Here is a 19,588-nt window from a genome sequence, read left to right as displayed (position 1 = left end):
AGCTAATCATGAACGACATTAAACAAACACTCAACCTGGAAGCGTACTTCGCTTCTTACAGGAAAAATATTATCGGCGTTGATCAGCAAATAGCCACGGCCAGGCATGCCTCCATCCCCATGTTGTACGCCGACTGGACGGCCAGCGGGCGCTGTTACTGGCCCATTGAGGGCAAGCTACTCCAGGAGATCATGCCGCTGATGGCCAATACCCACACGGAGACCAGCCACTCCGGGGCCTTTATCTCCCGAGCCTACTATGAGGCCAGGCAAGTCATCAAAGCCCATGTGAACGCCGCTGCCGACGACGTACTCATTGCCTCAGGCTCCGGTATGACCCACGTGGTGAACAAGCTACAGCGACTGCTGGGCCTTCGGCTGCCTGAATCGTTCAGGCACCGGTGGCAAGTACCAACATCGGAACGGCCCGTGGTCTTCATCACGCACATGGAGCACCACTCCAACCACACCAGCTGGCTCGAAACCATCGCCGATGTGGTAGTGGTGCCACCCAACGGCAGGGGAGAGGTAGAGGCCTCCCTGTTTGAAGAAGCTGTGGCCTGCTATGCTGCCCGACCGCTGAAGATCGCCGCTATTACCGCCTGCTCCAATGTGACAGGCATCAGCACACCCTACCACGATATTGCAAAGATCATGCATGGCCATGGTGGCTACTGCTTTGTAGACTTTGCCTGCTCGGCACCTTACGTGGACATCGACATGCATCCCGAAGACGAAGAAGCCCGCCTGGATGCCATCTACTTTTCTCCTCATAAATTTTTGGGCGGACCTGGCTCGTCGGGTGTGCTGGTGTTTAACAAAAAGCTGTACGAGAATGAAGCACCCGACAACAGCGGCGGTGGCACCGTCGACTGGACCAACCCCTGGAGTGGACGGAAGTACGTGGAAGACATTGAAGCAAGGGAGGATGGAGGTACGCCGCCCATCCTCCAGACGATCAAAGCTGCGCTGTGCATAGATCTGAAGGAGGAAATGGGAGTAGAACAAATGGCCAGGAGGGAGGAAGAACTGCTGGCTATCTTGTGGAAAGGGTTGCCCGGCATTCCTGGTTTGCGCATTTTGGCTCCTGAGCATAGAAACAGGCTGCCGATTGTATCTTTCTATATAGAGGGCCAGCACTTCAACACCACCGTGCAGCTGCTCAACGACCACTTTGGCATCCAGTGCCGGGGTGGCTGCTCCTGTGCGGGCACCTATGGGCATTATTTGCTGGAGATTGGTGAGGAGCAATCAAAGCAAATCACCGACCTGATTGACCAGGGTGATACCTCTGCCAAGCCCGGTTGGGTGAGGATTTCCCTGCACCCAACAATGACGGAGGAGGAGGTGAGGTTGATTGTGGAGGGCGTGGGGGCGGTGAGTAGGATGAAGTGAGTATGAGTTTCTAAGTGGCGATGCAATCGCCAGTCCCGTATATTCTTGTTTCTCCCGCTATCGGGATTCAAATGAAGACGATTACGGAGCTACAGGGGTTATTCGATGTCAACCAAATTTTCGTAACCGTATTTTTTAAACTTTTCAACGGTCGTTTTATCTCTTCTTAATGCGGATAATTCATTTTTTACTTGAATAGCAAACCATTGCTCTGGTTGGGTGTGTGAGAATGAGCTTAATTTCATCGCTATTTCTGCGTTGAGCTTTCGCTCCCCAGACAAATATTTATGAAGATTTCCGTCTTGCATGTCAAAGTATTGAGCCAAACTTCGCTTGGAAATATTTAGCACCTCCAAATACATTTTCACAAAATCAAGAATTCGTAATTCAGGTTGTGGTTCAGGGTTATTGGCATAGTCTTCAAGTTGATACTGAATAGACAACAGCTTGTTTCTTATAAGCCTTTCTTTGGGCTGATTTTTAGACTGCTCCGATATAAAATTACTAAGCCTGGTCTTCTTATCGCTATTCCAAACGTCCTTCGGTTTTATCTCCTTTGCTTCCATCATTAATTGTTTAGAAATTCGTCAATCAATTGTTCGCCGCCTTCCGGGGGAATGACCATTGTGGTGGTGCTATCTAGTCGTAGCGCTTTGTATTTGGAGGAGTACAAAGCCATTAGCTTTGCTTCGTCCTCCTTCCTCTCTTCAAATACATCAAATGCAAGCCACCCTAAATAATCACCCTTTCCATTGACAAAACTTAGTCTGCAGGCAAAGGCAATCAGGCATTCCGCAACATTTTTCAGCTTACTTTTCTCATGTCTGTTGTGTGGAGCTATTTTAGTATAAGCCATATAGGGCTCCACAGTATTCTTCATTTCAAAAATCAAGCAACCTTCAATTATTTCCGGCGAATGAGGGCAATAAAGAATATAAGTCTGACGATTTTTCTTTTTAGCGTGCTTGTTAAAATTAAATCTCCATCCCTCGGTAACGGAAGGTAAATCAGTTCGTACTTGATCATTCGAGACAATTTTTGCACCTAATATCTTACCACTTTCTGTCTCAATTACCTTAACATTCATCCATTGCAATTTACGAAGATAAGACTGAAATATTATACAAATTGTATAATACTTTACCGCTCTAGTTCAAGTATCCGGCCGGACATGTGGGGCATGTTGGGTGGCGATACAATCGTCTGTCTCGTTACATCCTCTGCCGCCGTGGCTCGTGTCTTCATGAGCCACTCTCGGCAATGCAGGGGTAGCTATTGACTGGTGAGGCGTTCGGCGAAGGGTTGGAGGCTACAGCAGATTACAAAAGTTTCGTCACCAGCTCCAATTTTTCCAGCACGCCCGGTGGGACGATGGAGAGCAAACCTCAGAGGCTATTCCAAACTTTTGTAATCTTAGTTGACGATATTCAGACGCCTCACCTCACCACTTCACTCACCAGAATCACAGGAGCTGCGTTGGTGTAATTGGGGAAGTCGGCCCTTATGGCATCTCTGTTGGGAGCTATGGCGTCCTGGTACGCTTTCAGGTCTTTTATATAGAATGCGCCGATGGCCATAAACGGCAGGGGCGTGTTGGGAATGCCGCTGGCGGTGCCTTTTTCGATGGTGTATTTCACCAAATTTGACCCCAAATACCCCGCTACCATGGGCATGTGTTTGGTTTCGTAGTAGTCGATGTCAAAGGTCTTTCCTTCTTCAAATGGGTACATGACGGATACCTTAATGAGCCCTTTTTCAACGACGATCTGCTTTTGCTTCCTGGCTTTGCCAGGCTGCTTTTCCTGGCTAAAGGCAGCTACAGATGCGAACAGAAGCAATACCGACAGGATGAGTTTAACTTTCATAGTTGAGTTTTTTTAGAAACGGAAGTTAGGTGATAAAATTTTCATCCCAAAGCGTCTGTTGTGGTGGTTTGAGTCTGCAGCAGATTACAAAAGTTTCGCCACTCGCTCCCATGTTGCCGCCACAACCGGCGGCCTGATGGGCAACCAACCTCACAGGCTATTCCAAACTTTTGTAATCTTTACTGACAATGATCTTCCACCCCCTCGCAGAGGGGGGTACCCCCCTTCCAGATACCCCTCCCCCTGGTTTTGTTGACAGCTGTCACCTTTTTGGTGAACTGGGTCATCTCTTCGGTGGTCGCTCGCATCTTTTTGGTGCGAGCACTCATCTTTTTCCTGCACTGTATCACCAAATTCATGCGCTGTGTCATCTTTTTGGTGAGACGGGGATGCTTTTTGGTGGTAGCTGTCACCTCCGAACTGACAGCTGCTATCTTTTTCGTGACATGGGTATGTGCATAGGCCATTTGGATCTACCGCAAGACCTTTCCAAATCTAGCGCTAGATTGTTCCCGATCTAGCGCTAGATTCAACTCCATCTACAGCTAGATTCAACTTAATCTACAGCTAGATTGATCTCCATCTACGGCAAGATTGATTTCCATCTACAGCAAGATGCAGGTCGGTCTTCGGCTAGATGGATCTCCATCAACAGCAAGATGCATTTCTAACTACAGCAAGATGGATCTCCATCTACACCTGGATTCACTTCGATCTACAGCTGGATTGATGTCCATCTACGGCTGTCTGATTCAAGCGTCCGCCGGGCCGTGTCGGCTTGGATCTATTACATTTGAGCGTCTCGCTCTCATTTCAAGGCTGGAGCTAGAACCCTATAGGGATGTTGTGTCTTAGCGGCGAGACGCCGAAGGAAGAGCCCCCACAAGGGAGACCCTTGCGGTATGGGCGGGATAGGGGTGCAAGTCCAAAGCTACGTTTGCGGCAGCGGGCAGGTGCTGAGTCGCTCTGCCTGCCAACTATCTACGGAAATGAACAATGTCTTTTTTTCAGTACCTTGAGTTGCGTAACCGTTACTACCGGGTCGCAGTGACTTTCGGCAATATCGAACCAACCATGGATACACCTATGAAATCAAACCGACTAGCTGTCAAACTAGCCTATCTCTTACTGGCATTTCTCCCTTTGCTCACTGGCTGCCAGCCCGAGACCAAAAAAGCAGAAGAGGTTAAAAAAAGGCCTAATATCATTTTCATCATGAGCGATGACCACGCCTATCAGGCCATCAGCGCTTATGGCGGGGCATTGGCCGAGCTGGCACCCACGCCCAATATCGACAGGATCGCCCGGCAAGGCATGCTGTTCAATAATTGCCTGGTCACCAACTCCATTTGCGGACCCTCAAGAGCGACCATTCTTACTGGAAAGTATAGCCACCTCAACGGATTTATCGACAATACCATCGGCTCTAAGTTTGATTTTAGTCAGGAAAGCTTCGCCAAGGTGCTGCAGCAGGCTGGTTATAAAACAGCCACCATTGGTAAGCTGCACCTGGGTGGTGTGCCCACCGGGTTTGATTACTTTGATATCCTGCCCGATCAGGGGCGCTACTACAATCCCCAGTTCATTAACAAGGACGGACAATACGAGGTGGAAGGCTATGCGACGGACATCATCACCGACAAAACATTGCAGTGGCTTGACTCTGCCAAAGAAGAGGAGGCCCCTTTTATGGTGATGATGTGGCACAAAGCACCTCACCGCAACTGGGAGCCTGGCCCCAACGAATTGGGCATGTATGAAAATGTGACCTTTCCTGAGCCTGAAAGCCTGTTCGATGATTACTCCGGTGACCGGGAGGCGGCCTCGCTCAATAACATGACGATTGCCAAAACCATGAAGATGGAAACAGACCTCAAAATGATGGAAAATGCACCGGCAGCCATGACTGAGGCCCAAAAGGAAAAATGGAATGCGGTGTATGGGCCTATCTACGAAGACTTTAAGCAAAAGAACCCAACCGGCGATGACCTGGTGAGATTCAAATACCAACGGTATATGCGTGACTATCTGGCATCTGTTTCCGCTGTGGACAAAAGTGTGGGCCGGTTGCTGGATTACCTGAAAACCAACGGACTGGAGGAGAACACCATTGTGATCTATACTTCAGACCAGGGATTCTACCTCGGCGAGCATGGCTGGTTTGACAAGCGATGGATGTACAGGGAGTCGTTGCGCACGCCATTGCTGATTAGCTGGCCCGACGTGGTGAAGGCGGGTTCGGTGAGCAATCAGTTGGTGTCTAACCTCGATTTTGGAGAAACACTGATCGACATTGCCGAGGCACAGATACCCGCCGATATGCAGGGAGCGAGCCTGGTGCCCATCCTGAAGAGAGAAACGCCCGCCGACTGGAGGCAAGCGCACTACTACCACTATTACGAGCATCCGTCGGAGCACAATGTGATGCGCCACTATGGAATCACCACCAGCAAGTATAAGCTGATCCATTACTACTACGATATAGATACCTGGGAATTGTTCGACCTGGAAAAGGACCCACAGGAAATGCAGAACGTATACAGTGATCCGGCCTATGCCCAGGTAAAAGCCGAGTTGCATCAGCAGCTGGATCAACTTCGGACCCAGTATCAGGACAGTGATTCCCTCAATCAGATGTTCATCGAAGAGTATCATGAGAAAGTAAAGGAGAATCCTGTGATTGAATACTGGAAATATTCAAGGGAAGAGCTACAAAAAATGTTTCAGGAGATGAGGGCGAAAGAGGCCGAATCGAAATAGTTATGTCATTTGTTTACGACTCAACTGGTTCAAGCGTCCGCCGGGCCGCTTAGGCTTGGCCCCCGAAGTAATATCACGCAAAGGCGCCAAGACGCAAAGGAAGAACTGGTTGTGGCTGCCTCAGCAAGATCAACATCCTTTGCGATCGGGCTTGTCCGATTTGCGGCTTAGCGTGCTATTTTTATAGCCGGGCAGTTAAGGGATCATGCAGCTGTGTGCTGGCCCATGAGACACGGTTCAGGGCGGCGGGGTAGGCATTTCCGCTATCGCTCAAACGAGGGGCATGCGAGCCGTTTTGTCTATTTAGCGGAAATTTGATAACAATTCTGTACTATAAATACATGATATTTATATGTTTTAAACACAGTGTAACAAAACATGAGCTTGTTAGAATCTCTCAGTTTGGAGGAAACCATTGAGGAATATAGACTATTCTACAAAAGACACCTGGCTGGTATTAAGCATCGGGATTTTGTGTTAAACCAACTTCGGGGCATCTGTGAGGCTTTTAGCAAAATTGAGCCTAGGGTTACTTTTCTTAAAGATGTCGAACGAGATAAGCTTGAATCGAGGATCAATGAATTTCTAAGGGAGAATTTTAAAGAAAAATTGATTGACTTATATAATAGGAAAGTACCGGCCCCTAAACCGCAAGAAAAACATTTCAATAGTGATAAGTCAATAGAGCCAAATATTTTCGTGACGCTCATTAGCTCTTTTGAAAGCCTGAACGAGAGGCATAAGCAAGAATTAAATTATAAGAAGAGCTTTATTAATTTCGTATATTCTTGCTTATCAAATTACGGGCTGCATCCTGATATCTCGAAAAGAAACCCAAGCGTTGAAAAGAAGTATAATTTAGTCCTAAAGCATTTTTATAGAAGTAAGACTGAAAGGGTTGAGCTTAGGTTGATGATGACTTATGACGTCTTCGATAGAGATTTTGCAAGCCAGTTCGTTATGCGCAGGCCAATAAAGATTAAGGGGAAACTAATTCCTTTCGACGATATTTCTGAGGTGAGGATTACAACAACTCTTTTGAAGGAGGATGAGATTCCTTTGTTCGCTGAAAAGAATAGATTTATTTGGAATGAAACTGAGAAAGACGAGGTATCTTTTATAGAACATTGTCTGGACGAAACCGAAACTTATCATCCGAATCCGTTTGATGAGAGAACGCATGATAAGGGCCCCACAGTTTTGCTGATAGAAGAAGCAAGACAGGGGTTAATTGCTTATCCAGATTCGCTTAGGATATTTAATTCTGCTATTGAGAAGTATGAAGGAGGGAAGTTTGAAAGGAATGCTTTGGACGACATGAGACTTTCACTTGAAATTCTTCTTAGGCAACTTTTAGGGAATACAAAATCATTGGAGAATCAGATGTCTGAACTAGGTGCCTATCAAAAGAGTCGTGGTGCATCAAATGAAGTAACAAATATGTTCCACAAGCTAATTGAATATTATACAAAGTATCAGAATAACTATGTCAAGCATAACGACATGGTGCAAGCAAGCGAGATTAACTTTGTTGTTGACCTAACAAGCACTTTCATGAAATATCTGCTGATGAAATCTTAGATTGAACCGGTAGGTGCATTGTCTTAAGCTATTTCGTACCGTAATCTTATTTCCTTTCCCCGTTCCCCATAAAATCTGTGAAGTTCGCTCCGTCGTAGCGGTACACGCCAGTCGTTGTGCCAAACCAGATACTACCGTCATTGGCCTCCAAAATCCCAAAGGCCAATCCCGGATTTCCATCTTTCCATGGGTTGATCACGGTGGGCGTCGGCTTTAACCCGGCTAATGCCATGGCATCGTAGCGGGAAAGGGCCCAACCCTTGCCGGTTTCGGAGCTGGTCCAGATATTGCCCTTGCTGTCTTCGTAAATGTACCCGCAGAAATCTTTCGATATTTGCGTCAGTGTGTTGTTGCTATACCGCCAAAGGCCATCGTTGCCGCCGAACCATATTTGGCCCTTGCTGTCTTCAATGACCGTTCGGACATTGGTGAAAGGTTTGTCGGCATGCATGAAGACCAGGAATGTTTTGCCGTCGTACACATAGGTGCGGCCCCGGGTAGCGAACCAAAGCTTGCCTGAGCTGTCTTCCATGATGGCGTTTACCTCCATAGGCGGGCGGGTAAGATCCGGGATGGTTTTGCCTGTGGTATCTTCCACCATCATGTCGCCTTCGATCAGGTAATTCCGAAACGAGGTGCCCTGCCCGTTCGGCAGGCGGGCGTCGTACCTACTGGCGCCGCCGTTGACACCGAACCAGATATGGCCGGCTTTGTCTTCATATATCCAGGTTACTTCATTGTTAGGCAGGCCGTCTTTGGTGGTGAAATTCGTAAAGTTGACGCCATCATACCGATAAACACCCGAGCCAATGGTACCGAACCACAGGTCGCCTTTGCTGTCCTCCAAAGCGGAAAAGAAGCGGGCATCGCTTACGCCGGTGGTCATGTTGGTGAAGGTGGTGCCCTGCCCGACCGGCTGGCGGGCGTCGTACCTGAACACACCCTCCCAGGTAGCCATCCAAATATCACCCTTTCTGTTTTGTATGATGGCACGGGTGATGCTATTAGGCCCGCCGTGGGCGGCTACGGTTTTGGTTTCGGCTGCGGGAGTTTCTTTGGCCTGGTCGGTGTTGCTTTGTTCTTTACAGGAGCTGCAAAAAGCAAATACCAGGAGCACCAGGTAAATGGGAGTGCTTGTTTTCATTTTTTCTCTTTTACTGCCCGTTCTCTTGAATAGGCATTCGCTAAAACTAAGGGAAGTGAACCTGGAGCACCATAAACGGATTGTAAAAGAAATGTAAAACAAAGGTAAAATGTTTTTCGACTCGCAGTGGTTCTTGTCTCACGAACGACTCAAGGTGATGATGAGTATTGGGGGCCAGGGGCTATAAACAGCCCCGATGCCTATTTGGTTTTGCCCTCAATCTTCGCCACCAGTTTTTCCACCTGTTGAAAGTCGGCCTTGTTCTTTATAATATAGTTAACGTTGTAAGGTTGGCCCTTGTACCTGAATGTAATTTCGTTGTTGCCTCCGTGATGCACACCAAAAATCTCCCTGGGCTTCCCTGCATACTCATCAACGTATATCATAAGGTCGCTAAGCTCTGCAAAAGGCAGCACCGAGTCTCCCATCGTGAAACCCGTTTCACTGATAATAAATTTGGCACCCCTGTCTCCATAGGCCGTTATTCCCATGTATTTGTCATCGTAGTTTTTCATTTGGATGATCGCAACAATGAGTGCAATAGCTCCCACAATGCTAAGACCTATGCCAAGTATGCCAGCGACAAACATGTAAATCACGCCGACAAGTGCAGCTAAAATGCCCAGGTTATAGAAAAGCCTTTTGGTCGCCTTTTTCTTCGATTTTTCGTAAACGTAGGTTGTATATTCTTCCATAGTAAAACCTAAAATTGTCTCTGTAAGGTTTGTCGGTCGATTTTCATTTCCTCACCGCCTCATAGTAAAGCGCTAGCTGACCGGCTTTGAGGGCTTTTGTTTTGATGAGCTTCAGCGTTGCCATGTCGTCGATGTCTTTGAACAGCCGCAGTCCTTTTCCGGCGATGATCGGGTGCACGCAAAGGTGGTATTCGTCAATTAAACCATGTCTCGTAAGAGCGGAAATTAAACTCGGGCTACCCAAATAAATGTCTTTGCCGGGTTGCTGCTTCAGGGTCAGCACTTCGCCCTGAAGGTCGCCTTTGGCTAGTGTGACATTGGTCCAGGCCACACTTTTCAGCGTGCGGGAAAAAAGGATTTTTGGGACGTTTTCCAGCAGCACAGCAAATTCATCTATTGGCTGGTTGCCGGTGGGGTTTTTCACTACAGCAGGCCAGTAGCTTTCCATCAGCTGGTAGGTGGTTCTGCCATAAAGTAGGACGCCGGCGTTGCGCAATGCATCGTTGAAATGCTCATGTAATTCATCGTCTGCAATTGCGGACGTATGGTCGCAGAACCCGTCCAGGGTCATATTGATGGAGGCAATTACTTTTCTCATGGCGCGATGTTTAGGCTGGCATCTTTGCTTGCGTGTTGAAGGCTGCAGGCCTCAGCTAATAAAGTTAGTTTTTGTGTCGGAGATTGCAAGCAGTTCCTCTGGCATTTCCAAAAGGTTTTCGAGGCAAGCCAATAGACCGTTGCCACGGGGTTGACCAGCGAAAGGCTTAGTTTGACGGCGCCTCCGGAGTCGTTTGTGAGAGACGAACCAAGGGGTGGGGCGCTATTCGTACCTCAGGCTTTGGGCCGGATTGGCATTTGCTACCTTCGAGGTTTGCCAGTAAATCGACGCAAAACCAATCAAAAAGAGAAAAAGTACGCTCGCCACAATTTCAATGACGCCCACACCACTGCTGTACTTGAGCAACATGCGGAGGAAAATGTAGTCGTAGAAAAAGTAAGCGAACGGAATGGCCAGCATGGCTGAGATTACAATCAGCCTTACAAAATCTTTGGTCAGTGCATAGTAAAGGCCTTTGTTGGTGGCACCCATAATTTTCCTGATGGCGATTTCCTTCGTTCTGTTTTCGGTGGTGTAAGCCACCATTCCCAGTAAGCCCAGACAGGAGATGGTAATGGCCATGGCACTCAGGTAGCTGAAAATCTTGATCTGCGCCGTCATGAAGTAGTACGCTTTTTCAATTTCATCGTCCAGGAAGGTAGCTTCAAAAGAAGGCTTTTGGTCAATACTCATCCAAATGGCATCCAGGTCGCCAATCGTACCCTTGATATCCGTGGAATTGATGGTTAGCAGGGCAAAATTGCTGTTGTCCAGTGAGTACCTGAGCACAAGAGGGCTGATATACTCGTTCAGGGGCTCAAAGTTGAAGTCTTCCAAAGCACCCACTATCCGGCACTGGGTGCCATCGGCCAGTGTAAAGGTGAGGGAATCGCTCTTGGTTTTGAAAACGCCCATGGCCTGAATGAATGCCTGATTGACCAACACCTGCTCCTCATTTTGATTGGAGGCAGTGAGCCTTCCTTCTCCCCAGGCGAGTTTCATATGGAGCTGCTCAATAAAATCCTCACCGATAAACACCTGTTTCACAGGCAAGGTGTCCACTTTGTTGGGCGTCACGTCAAGCTGTGTTGGCAGGAAGGCACCCGGCAGGTTGGAAGCTGCTGTAGCCGATTTTACATCAGGATGCGCTTTGAACTCGTTGAGAAGCACCTGTTTGTCGATCCCCTGAAAAGGCACAGCTAGCACATTGTCCGAATTAAAACCATGTTGGTAGCTGAACACATAGGCATACTGCTTGCCGATGGCGGCCACACCGATGATGAAGACCAGCGACAGGAAGAATTGAAAGACAAACAATCCTTTTTTGATTCCCGAAACATTGGCTGATTTGTTTTGCAGTTGTCCCTTCAGCGTATTCACCGGGTTAAGCCTCGAGAAGTATAGTGCCGGAAAAATTCCAGCCAATAAACCAATGACCAATGCAAGCACAGTGATGGCTATCACGAGCATCAAGCCGAATGACGTGTCCAAAGACTCAGCGGCCATTACCATGTCGAGAAACTCCGGTTTGATGAAGTAGAAAATAAACAACGAGCCGAGCAGTGCCAGGAATGTCAGCAGGATGGTCTCAATGATGAACTGCATCTTTATCTGTCTCTGACCTGCGCCCACCACCTTCCTTATGCCAATTTCCTTGGCCCTTTTCAGCGCCCGGGCAATAGACAGATTGGTATAGTTGAAAATGGCCGGTAAAAGGATGAGGCAGCCAATAGCCATGAAAAAGAGCAAACTGGGCAAGTCCCAACCTACCCCCAGGCCATTACTGACATTCCACGTGGGGATCACATTGTCCAACCGTGTAGCCTGGAGATTTACTTGCTGGTTTGGGTGAAAGGAGGCGGCTTGCGCAGATACCTGGGCCAGGGCTTCGGTCAAAGTGACTTCGTTGGTTCCGGGCTTTAGCAGTAAGTACAGATAGTTGTCTCTGAAGTTTACCCAGTCAGTATTCAGGCGTGCCTGGCTATTTATTTGCTCAAATGTTTGGTGGGAGGTGAGCAGCTGGAAGTAGAAATGCGTTTCTTTCAGGTCGTCCATTACCCCGGTTACGTGCAGTTGCCCGTAGTCAGACTCAAGCACCTGCCCGACAGGGTTTTCGTTTTTGAACAGGGTTTCTGCCGTCGACCGGGTCAGCACTACACTAAATGGTTCTGCTAAAGCTGTTTTCGCATCGCCGCTAAGCAGTGGAAAGGTAAATACATCAAAGAATGTTGAATCGGCGAAGTAGCCATTGAAGTGCATAGAGTTGCCCTTGTGCTGCACTTCGGGGCTGAACCCCTCTCTGACCTTCACCACCTTTTCAACGAACGGGTATTTTTCGCTCATGAAGTCAGCGGTGGCATTGAAGGTAGACGCATACAGCCTGGTATCCTCTTTGTCGGCTATCGAGGTGTTGACCTGATAGATGCGGTTCTTGTTTTCTTGAAATTCATCGAACCTGAAAATGGACACGGCAATGGACAAGGCCAGCACGCAGATGGACATGCCAAGTGCCAGGCCAATGATATTGATGCTGGTAAAAAGCTTTTGCTTGGAGAAGTTCCTGACGGCAATTTTGAAGTAGTTCCTGATCATGGCGAGGGAGTTTCCTGAGTAGTAGTGGGAATAGGCGGCGGCATCTTTTCTTTTTCTTAGTGTGTAGGAAAAGGCAAGAGATGCTACCTGTCTGAAGTAAATAAGCTGTGCTTTAAACTTCCCCTTGTCAGCGACGTTGTAGAGAAAGTCTTCATCCAAATCGCCAAGCAGGTCTTCTGTGTCGGCCGTTTTGGCCCACCATGCAAAAGCTTTTTTGGCAAAACCGGGAGGGGAGGGGTGCTGAGAGTTCTTCATAGCGACAATTTCACTTTTGTGTTGGCCCACAGTTCATCCCGCAGCGCTTTCATTTCACTCAAGGCCGTTATGCCGGCGCTGGTTAGCTCGAAGTATCGCTTTCTGCGTCCACCCCGCTCGTTGGTAGGTTCCCCGAGAAAGGAGGTGATATAGCCCTTTTCCTCCAGCCTGGTGAGGGTCGAATGCATCGCACCCATGCTGAGGTTTCTGCTGGTTCTTTCGTTGATATCTCTGATAAGTCCCAGCCCATAGGCCTCTTTGCCCAGGTTGGCAATGGTTAGCAATACCAGCTCTTCAAACTCTCCTAAGTAGCCTTTCATTATATCTTTCTATTTGTGAGATGATATATGATACGGGTCTTTTGATTATATGTTTCTGTTTTTGAGATAAAAAAATTGATGAACCCATATTTAGGCAGTTTCCGGGCTGCCAGCGGTAATTTTTTTCCCTCACAGCTTGCCTCCTTCTATCCACTCCTTAAATTCACACCAAAGAGAAGCAACATGAACCTGATAAAATATGAGACTGGTGAGCGCCTGGCGTGGATCACGCTCAATCGACCTGAGAAGAGAAATGCGCTGAGTTATGAATTGGTAGCTGAGCTGAAGGAAGCTTTTCAAAAAGCCGCCTACGATCCCAAAGTGAAGGTGATCATTCTGAGAGCAGAAGGCACTTCTTTTTGTGCCGGCGCCGACATCGCCTACCTCCAACAATTGCAAAGCAATACCTACGAAGAAAACCTGGATGACAGCATCCACCTGAAGGAGTTGTTTGAAATGATCTACACCATTCCCAAGGTAGTAATTGCTCAGGTGCAGGGCCCTGCCATTGCAGGCGGCTGTGGACTGGCCACGGTTTGCGACATGGTGTACGCAGTGCCCGAAGCCCAGTTTGGCTACACAGAGGTCAGGATCGGCTTCATCCCAGCCATTGTGATGGTGTTTCTGGTGCGGAAGCTGGGAGATGCAAAGGCAAGAGAGCTACTGCTCACTGGCCAGCTGATCGATGCCAAAAAGGCGTGGGAGCTGGGTATCGTAAATGAGGTAGTCGCCGCCGATAAGCTTGCAGGCAGGGTGGAGGAAATGGCGGCCAGACTGATTGCCAACAACTCCGAGCAGTCGATGGGCATGACCAAGCAAATGATGGCAGAAGTGCAGCAGATGTCGATTGTTGACGCCCTGCAGTATGCGGCCGAACAAAACGCCGTCGCCCGCTCGACCAAAGACTGCAAGCGGGGAATGGCCGCTTTTTTGAACAAAGAGAAGATCAGCTGGTAGGCACCTAAAAACCCAAATTTCAAATAACAAAAGACAAATAAATCTCAATTTTTCAAATGGGAAATTCAAAACCTGATCTGCGTTTGAGATTTTCCTTTTTTGGATTTGGTACTTATTTGTTTTTTGATGCTTGTTATTTGGTATTTGTACCTGGTTCTTCTCCTGCCCTTAGCTTTAGATTTGTTCTTACTCAAGATTCAAGTGCATCATCATGAAAAGTCCTTTAGTCCTGTTGTTTACCTTTCTCATTAGCTTTTCCGTTAGTTTGGCGCAAAACGCCATTGCCCCGCTTTTCCCGGTAACAATCACCCACGACTTTGCTGACCCGGAAAAGACCTTCGATGAGGTGCGAAAGCTGATCCTTAGCAACTACTATTCCGCTGAAGTTACTGACCAGGCGCTGTACTGGGCAGCTATTGAGGGGATGCTGCGTCACATCTCGCCGCCAGAAAACCCCGACCTGGCGAAAATTTGGACACCCGAAGAGTACGAAAACATCCTGAACTCACTCAAGGGAGTAAAGGTGTCGCTTGGCTTCAACAGCACATTCAACACCAACGATGGTAGCCTCACGGTAACAGAAGTGCTGGAAGATTCGCCTGCCGTGGGCAAGTTGCAAGTGTACGACCGCATCGTGCGCATCAACGGCGAGGCGCTGAAGGGCAAAACGCTTGCCTTCGTTAACGACCTGCTCGACGGGCCGGCCAACTCAGAGGCTACCTTGAAAGTGATCCGGGATGTCAGCGTGATGGACGTAAAGCTGAAAAGAGCCGCCTTTCCTTCCAACGACCTGAAAGTGACTGTACTTCCGGGGAGGCAAGCGGCCCTTGTAGAAATTAAAAATGTGTCGCAGGGGCTTACGCAACAGCTGGCTGCCGACTTGCAAAAACTGAAAGAGCAGGGAGTAAAGAAAATACTGCTCGACCTGCGCAATAATCCGGGTGGGGTACTGAACGAAGGGGTCAACATCGCCAACCTGTTTCTGAGCAAGAATAACATCATCGTACGCACTGTTGCCAGAAGCGACAAGGCCACACCCATAGTGGCGGACAGAGAGGCACCATTTGACTTTGAAATGGTGGTGCTCGTGAACAAGAGTACCGCTTCCGCCGCTGAGATCATTGCCTCCGCTTTGCAGGACCACAAGCGAGCCACCATTATAGGTACCAAAACATTTGGCAAAGGGGTAATTGAAACCACCTACACGCTCGAGAATCAATACAGGGTGAAGTTCATCAGCAGTGCCATGTACTCACCTGCTGGGCGGTCGTGGCAGGCAAACGGGGTGCTGCCCGATTTTCTGGTGCAGCAGGAGCCGTCCGTGAGCGAATCGATGGCGAAGCTGCCCATCGACCAGCGGGTGAGCAACGATATTTACCTCATCACTGCTATCAAGCTTTTGCAATAGATATCTTCGAATAGTGAAAGCACCAGCCGACATATTAAAGCAATATTGGGGATACGACGCCTTCCGGCCGCTACAGGAGGACATCATCCAAAGTGTGCTCGACGGTAAAGACACACTGGCGCTCCTGCCCACGGGCGGTGGCAAATCCATTTGTTTTCAGGTGCCTGCCCTGTGCGTGGAAGGTATTTGCATTGTGGTGTCGCCTCTCATTGCTCTGATGAAAGACCAGGTGTTCCAGCTGCAAAAGCGGGAGATTGAAGCTGAGGCCATCTACTCGGGCATGAGTAAAAGAGAAATTGATATCATACTCGACAACTGTATTTATGGCAATATCAAGTTTCTGTACGTTTCGCCTGAGCGGTTGCTGACCGAGATTTTTATTGAGCGGGCTGTCAAAATGAAGGTGTCACTATTAGCCATCGACGAGGCGCATTGCATTTCGCAGTGGGGCTACGACTTCAGGCCACCTTATCTGCAAATAGCCGACTTCAGGGAAAAAATTCCCGATGCAAAACTCATCGCTCTGACTGCCTCGGCCACATTGAAAGTGCAGCAGGACATACAGGATAAGCTAAGAATGAAAGCTGCGGCTGTTTTCATGAAGAGCTACGCCAGAAAGAACTTGTCCTACTCGGTTTTCAAGGTAGAAGACAAAGGCAGGAAGCTGCTGGAGGTACTCACCAATGTGCAGGGGTCGGCTGTGGTGTATGTAAGAAGCCGGAAGCGCACGGAGGAACTGGCCAAATGGCTCATGTCGAACCGCATATCTGCCTCCTACTATCATGCGGGGCTGAACGCCATGGAGCGGTCGAACCGGCAAACCCACTGGATCGACAGCAAAGTGCGGGTGATGGTGGCTACCAACGCTTTTGGCATGGGCATCGACAAGCCCGATGTGCGGGTGGTGATCCACGTCGATATTCCTGACAGCCTCGAGGCTTATTATCAGGAAGCGGGTAGGGGAGGCCGTGACGAGAAGCTTGCCTACGCAGTCATGATTTATCTGGCAGCGGACGTCAGGGAGCTGAAGGAACGCACCCTTCGCTCACTGCCAGAGGTAGAGTACCTCAAAAAGGTATACCAGGCGCTGGCCAATTACTTCAAGCTGGCGGTGGGAAGCTCACAGTTTGTGTCGTTCGACTTTGACTATGACCAGTTTATCAAAACCTACCAATTAAGCCCGTTTGAGGCCTTTGCAGCACTGAAAAAGCTTGAAGAAGAGGGGCTCATCCAACTCACAGAGAGCTTTTACCAGCCCTCCAGGCTGTTTGCGAAGGTCGACAAGCAGGAGTTGTATAAAATACAGGTGGCCAATGCTAACCTGGATCCGGTAATCAAGGCGACACTCCGCCTTTTTGGTGGTGAGGTGTTTGCCCATTTGACCACAATTTCCGAAAGTGACATTGCCAGACTTGCCAATTGCACGAGAGCTGAGGTGGTAAAGCAGCTGACGTATTTGGACACACAGGGGGCCTTTGTGTACGAGAAAATGAAAGACTCGCCACAAGTGCAGTTCCTTACGCCCCGTCAGGATGCCGCCAAGCTTTCCATCGACAAACAACGGCTGGCGCAGCGAAGAGAAGAGCTGATTGACAAGGTAGACGCCATGATAAAATACCTGCAACAGGAGGTAAGATGTCGTACGCAGGTGATTCAGGAATACTTTGGCGAACATAATGATATCCCCTGCGGAATGTGCGATTACTGCATCAGGCAAAAGAAGGCCCTTCAGTCGGAGAAGGATTTCAATAAATTGCTGACACAGCTGATGGATGAAATTGGAAAGAATCAGGTGTCGTTAGAGCAACTAATGAAAGGACATTCTGGCAAGACAAAGGAGGCGAGAATGTACGGGATCCGGCATCTACTGGATGAAGAAAAAGTGCGATACAATGAAGTAGGGAAGCTGATGCTCACTTAGCCAACACCGTTGCCTTAGGCACGTGGCTATTTTCCACTGTTGGAATGCTCACAATAAACTGGCAGCCCCTGCCAATATCACTTTCCAACTGAATATCCCCTCCCAGTGCCAGCGTTAGCTTTTTTGCGATGGACAAACCAAGACCTGTGGACGACTCGTTTCCAGTTGCCCTATTGCTGGTGGTGGTGTATTTGTCAAACAAAGTCAATTGTTCCTCTTTAGAAATGCCCGGCCCATTGTCTCTCACGATGATGGCGCAATGCTTTAGCTGCATGGCAAACTCCAGACTTACTGTGGCACCCGACTGGCAGTATTTTATGGCATTGGATAAAAGGTTGGAAAGTATCTGCGAGATGTAGTCGCCGTCAGTTAATACCTCATTTTTATTGTCTGATGGCGTAAATAGCAACTCGATATCCTTCGACGCAGCTTTTGGGCTAAACTCGCTCATTGTTTCAATTATCAAATCATTGATGCTCACCATCTCAAGCTCTGGTACCCTGCTGGCTGGCGAAGCGTGCTCATTTCTGCCCAGGAATTTTGAAATGCTGCTATTGATTCGCTGACAGATGGATTCTATCAGCTGTACATATTCTTTTCTCTCTTCGGCAGTAGTAGCTTCATGCTCCAGCAGTCCGGCAATGGAAACAATATTATTTACGGGGCTGCGCATGTCATGTGCCACCAGCTTAATGAGGTCACTTTTTTCGTCATCAAGCCTCTTCAACTCGATATTTTGGTTGTTCACTTGTTCGTTAACAGCATAGAGTTTCTTTGTAATCTTTTTTAGCTTTAGCTGGTCAAAAGCAATGAATGCTAGCAGGGCCACAAAGAAAAGTGTAGCTGCAAGGTAATACCGTGACAAGGTGCTGGTGCTCGCCAACTCCCCCTGTGTAGCTTCAAGTTGATTGTTGAGGGCCTTGATTTTAAGGTTGGATTTTTGAATTTCGAAAGAGGCCACCATATCGGCGATGTAGTTCTTGTACCCTTCCGAGTTAATTGAATCCTGAAGGGTGTAAGCCCTCGAAATATCCCTTAAGGCTGACCCCTCCAACCCCATTTTTTTAAGTATTTCGGCTTTGGTGAAGAGTACCCTTGTCAGTAAAGCAATGGCTTTGGTCTTCTCGCTCTTTATGAGGGCTGAGTCGATCATTTCCAGCGCACTCCTAAGGTAGTTTTGTTTCAGGCAAACACTGGACAAATCCAGCATTATTTCTCCCTTTTCAATATCGTTGGTGCCCTCGTCAATGACGGTTTTTGCTTCAAAAAAGGATTTCTTAGCCTCTTTATAAAGACCTTTTTCCAGATAGAATTTCCCCAAAGCCCTGAGTCCGGCTGCGTTGATTCTTGGTGATAAGTTCTCTTTTCCTATCAGCACCAGCCCCAACTTATAGTTCTCGAGGGCCAGCGTGTCTTTGTGCAGCCCAGCGTATATGTCGGCCAATAGAATGTGGGAGAGGCCGCCCTCAATTTTGACGCCATTGCTAAGGCTGAATTGGTCACATTCCCGCACCCTGTCGAGCGCCTTTTGGAACTCTTTGTTTTTTACATGAACAGCTGCCTCATCGTAGTAGCAATAGGCTATTAGCTGATTTTCATTTCCCTTGCGGTAGACGTCCATGGCCTCATTGAGGTATTTCAAAGCGTACTCATGGAAGCCAAAGGCAGAGTAGACAAGACCAATGCAATGCAACGATTCGCCAATGAGCCGATAGTCATTGATCTCAACGCTAATATTTCTGGCCTGCTCAAGCAACGTAAGGGCTGGAATGATTTCTCCATTATTTAACTTCATCATGCCTTCCTCCTTTGTTGCGAAGGCCAGACCTGCTTGGTAGTCAAGCTCCCCGGCCAAGCTTTTTGCTTGCTGTATATAAGCGCTGGCTTTTGAGGGGTCGGATATATTGTAGTACAGTGAAAGTTTGTTGAGCACGTCCACAAGCTGCTCTTTTTCACTGGTTTGGAGTAGGTTGATCAAGCTGTCTCGACTTTTGTCGGAGGGAAAATAAACAGAGTCAGCCCATAGATTGGCCGAAACAATGAAAGTGACAAAGAAGAGGACAAGTGATTTCACCTTTATAAAGCAGTCTTTTTGTAG

At 48.2% G+C, this 19,588-nt stretch carries 15 protein-coding genes; 6 read left to right on the top strand and 9 right to left on the bottom strand.

All coding sequences use genetic code 11. The annotated features are described in order from the left end of the window. The first annotated feature begins 8 nt into the window (after positions 1–8). Positions 9–1,394, top strand: coding sequence for an aminotransferase class V-fold PLP-dependent enzyme (locus RIF36_RS16420; protein ID WP_350128464.1), 1,386 nt, complete (start codon positions 9–11; stop codon positions 1,392–1,394). Positions 1,395–1,492: 98 nt separating this feature from the next. On the opposite strand, the gene RIF36_RS16415 is transcribed toward RIF36_RS16420, so the two are convergent. The 3 genes from RIF36_RS16415 to RIF36_RS16405 form a co-directional block, all read right to left on the bottom strand. Next, entirely contained in the window at positions 1,493–1,960 is a 468-nt protein-coding gene (locus RIF36_RS16415; RefSeq protein ID WP_350128462.1) for a helix-turn-helix transcriptional regulator, read from the bottom strand. A gap of 2 nt (positions 1,961–1,962) precedes the next feature. Then, positions 1,963–2,481, bottom strand: coding sequence for a hypothetical protein (locus RIF36_RS16410; RefSeq protein WP_350128459.1), 519 nt, complete (start codon positions 2,479–2,481; stop codon positions 1,963–1,965). A gap of 349 nt (positions 2,482–2,830) precedes the next feature. Beyond that, positions 2,831–3,259, bottom strand: a complete 429-nt coding sequence (locus RIF36_RS16405; RefSeq protein ID WP_350128457.1) for an EthD family reductase — start codon at positions 3,257–3,259, stop codon at positions 2,831–2,833. Positions 3,260–4,345: 1,086 nt separating this feature from the next. Here RIF36_RS16405 and RIF36_RS16400 point away from each other — a divergent pair. Both RIF36_RS16400 and RIF36_RS16395 read left to right on the top strand, forming a co-directional pair. After that, complete coding sequence (locus RIF36_RS16400) at positions 4,346–6,019, top strand: sulfatase family protein (protein ID WP_350149406.1); 1,674 nt, start codon at positions 4,346–4,348, stop codon at positions 6,017–6,019. 378 nt (positions 6,020–6,397) lie between these two features. Then, a complete protein-coding gene (locus RIF36_RS16395) occupies positions 6,398–7,600 on the top strand; it encodes an amidohydrolase family protein (protein ID WP_350128452.1) in 1,203 nt (400 codons plus the stop codon). A gap of 46 nt (positions 7,601–7,646) precedes the next feature. Here RIF36_RS16395 and RIF36_RS16390 read toward each other — a convergent pair whose 3' ends face one another. The 5 genes from RIF36_RS16390 to RIF36_RS16370 form a co-directional block, all read right to left on the bottom strand. Further along, on the bottom strand, positions 7,647–8,744 hold the full coding sequence (locus tag RIF36_RS16390) for a ligand-binding sensor domain-containing protein (protein WP_350128450.1): 1,098 nt from the start codon (positions 8,742–8,744) through the stop codon (positions 7,647–7,649). A gap of 200 nt (positions 8,745–8,944) precedes the next feature. Then, a complete protein-coding gene (locus RIF36_RS16385; RefSeq protein ID WP_350128447.1) occupies positions 8,945–9,439 on the bottom strand; it encodes a hypothetical protein in 495 nt (164 codons plus the stop codon). A gap of 43 nt (positions 9,440–9,482) precedes the next feature. Beyond that, positions 9,483–10,037 carry a dihydrofolate reductase family protein gene (locus RIF36_RS16380; protein WP_350128445.1) on the bottom strand — a complete coding sequence of 185 codons (555 nt, stop codon included), beginning with the start codon at positions 10,035–10,037 and terminating at the stop codon, positions 9,483–9,485. 222 nt (positions 10,038–10,259) lie between these two features. Then, positions 10,260–12,884 carry an ABC transporter permease gene (locus tag RIF36_RS16375; protein ID WP_350128442.1) on the bottom strand — a complete coding sequence of 875 codons (2,625 nt, stop codon included), beginning with the start codon at positions 12,882–12,884 and terminating at the stop codon, positions 10,260–10,262. Continuing rightward, positions 12,881–13,204 (bottom strand): PadR family transcriptional regulator, encoded by a 324-nt coding sequence (locus tag RIF36_RS16370; RefSeq protein WP_350128439.1) that lies wholly within the window; start codon positions 13,202–13,204, stop codon positions 12,881–12,883. Before RIF36_RS16370 ends, RIF36_RS16375 begins: the two co-directional genes overlap by 4 nt. 183 nt (positions 13,205–13,387) lie before the next feature. Here RIF36_RS16370 and RIF36_RS16365 point away from each other — a divergent pair, with 183 nt between their 5' ends. The 3 genes from RIF36_RS16365 (at position 13,388) to RIF36_RS16355 (ending at position 17,490) form a co-directional block, all read left to right on the top strand. Then, a complete protein-coding gene (locus RIF36_RS16365) occupies positions 13,388–14,161 on the top strand; it encodes an enoyl-CoA hydratase/isomerase family protein (RefSeq protein ID WP_350128476.1) in 774 nt (257 codons plus the stop codon). 211 nt (positions 14,162–14,372) lie between these two features. Beyond that, a complete protein-coding gene (locus RIF36_RS16360) occupies positions 14,373–15,569 on the top strand; it encodes a S41 family peptidase (RefSeq protein WP_350128437.1) in 1,197 nt (398 codons plus the stop codon). 13 nt (positions 15,570–15,582) lie between these two features. After that, complete coding sequence (locus tag RIF36_RS16355) at positions 15,583–17,490, top strand: RecQ family ATP-dependent DNA helicase (RefSeq protein ID WP_350128435.1); 1,908 nt, start codon at positions 15,583–15,585, stop codon at positions 17,488–17,490. Here RIF36_RS16355 and RIF36_RS16350 read toward each other — a convergent pair. Next, entirely contained in the window at positions 17,483–19,564 is a 2,082-nt protein-coding gene (locus RIF36_RS16350) for an ATP-binding protein (RefSeq protein ID WP_350128433.1), read from the bottom strand. The two genes, RIF36_RS16355 and RIF36_RS16350, sit on opposite strands and share 8 nt — an antisense overlap. Positions 19,565–19,588: the final 24 nt, after the last annotated feature.

The sequence above is a fragment of the Imperialibacter sp. genome (assembly GCF_040222815.1).
In the GTDB taxonomy this organism is placed as follows: domain Bacteria; phylum Bacteroidota; class Bacteroidia; order Cytophagales; family Cyclobacteriaceae; genus Imperialibacter.
Note: the sequence above shows the minus strand (reverse complement) of the source record. Positions and strands in the feature narration are given on the sequence as shown.

What these genes read in the sequence shown, in the direction of transcription:
- RIF36_RS16420 (WP_350128464.1), top strand. Translation starts at nt 9, where the DNA reads ATGAACGACATTAAACAAACACTCAACCTGGAAGCGTACTTCGCTTCT.
- RIF36_RS16415 (WP_350128462.1), bottom strand. Translation starts at nt 1,960, where the DNA reads ATGGAAGCAAAGGAGATAAAACCGAAGGACGTTTGGAATAGCGATAAG.
- RIF36_RS16410 (WP_350128459.1), bottom strand. Translation starts at nt 2,481, where the DNA reads ATGAATGTTAAGGTAATTGAGACAGAAAGTGGTAAGATATTAGGTGCA.
- RIF36_RS16405 (WP_350128457.1), bottom strand. Translation starts at nt 3,259, where the DNA reads ATGAAAGTTAAACTCATCCTGTCGGTATTGCTTCTGTTCGCATCTGTA.
- RIF36_RS16400 (WP_350149406.1), top strand. Translation starts at nt 4,346, where the DNA reads ATGAAATCAAACCGACTAGCTGTCAAACTAGCCTATCTCTTACTGGCA.
- RIF36_RS16395 (WP_350128452.1), top strand. Translation starts at nt 6,398, where the DNA reads ATGAGCTTGTTAGAATCTCTCAGTTTGGAGGAAACCATTGAGGAATAT.
- RIF36_RS16390 (WP_350128450.1), bottom strand. Translation starts at nt 8,744, where the DNA reads ATGAAAACAAGCACTCCCATTTACCTGGTGCTCCTGGTATTTGCTTTT.
- RIF36_RS16385 (WP_350128447.1), bottom strand. Translation starts at nt 9,439, where the DNA reads ATGGAAGAATATACAACCTACGTTTACGAAAAATCGAAGAAAAAGGCG.
- RIF36_RS16380 (WP_350128445.1), bottom strand. Translation starts at nt 10,037, where the DNA reads ATGAGAAAAGTAATTGCCTCCATCAATATGACCCTGGACGGGTTCTGC.
- RIF36_RS16375 (WP_350128442.1), bottom strand. Translation starts at nt 12,884, where the DNA reads ATGAAGAACTCTCAGCACCCCTCCCCTCCCGGTTTTGCCAAAAAAGCT.
- RIF36_RS16370 (WP_350128439.1), bottom strand. Translation starts at nt 13,204, where the DNA reads ATGAAAGGCTACTTAGGAGAGTTTGAAGAGCTGGTATTGCTAACCATT.
- RIF36_RS16365 (WP_350128476.1), top strand. Translation starts at nt 13,388, where the DNA reads ATGAACCTGATAAAATATGAGACTGGTGAGCGCCTGGCGTGGATCACG.
- RIF36_RS16360 (WP_350128437.1), top strand. Translation starts at nt 14,373, where the DNA reads ATGAAAAGTCCTTTAGTCCTGTTGTTTACCTTTCTCATTAGCTTTTCC.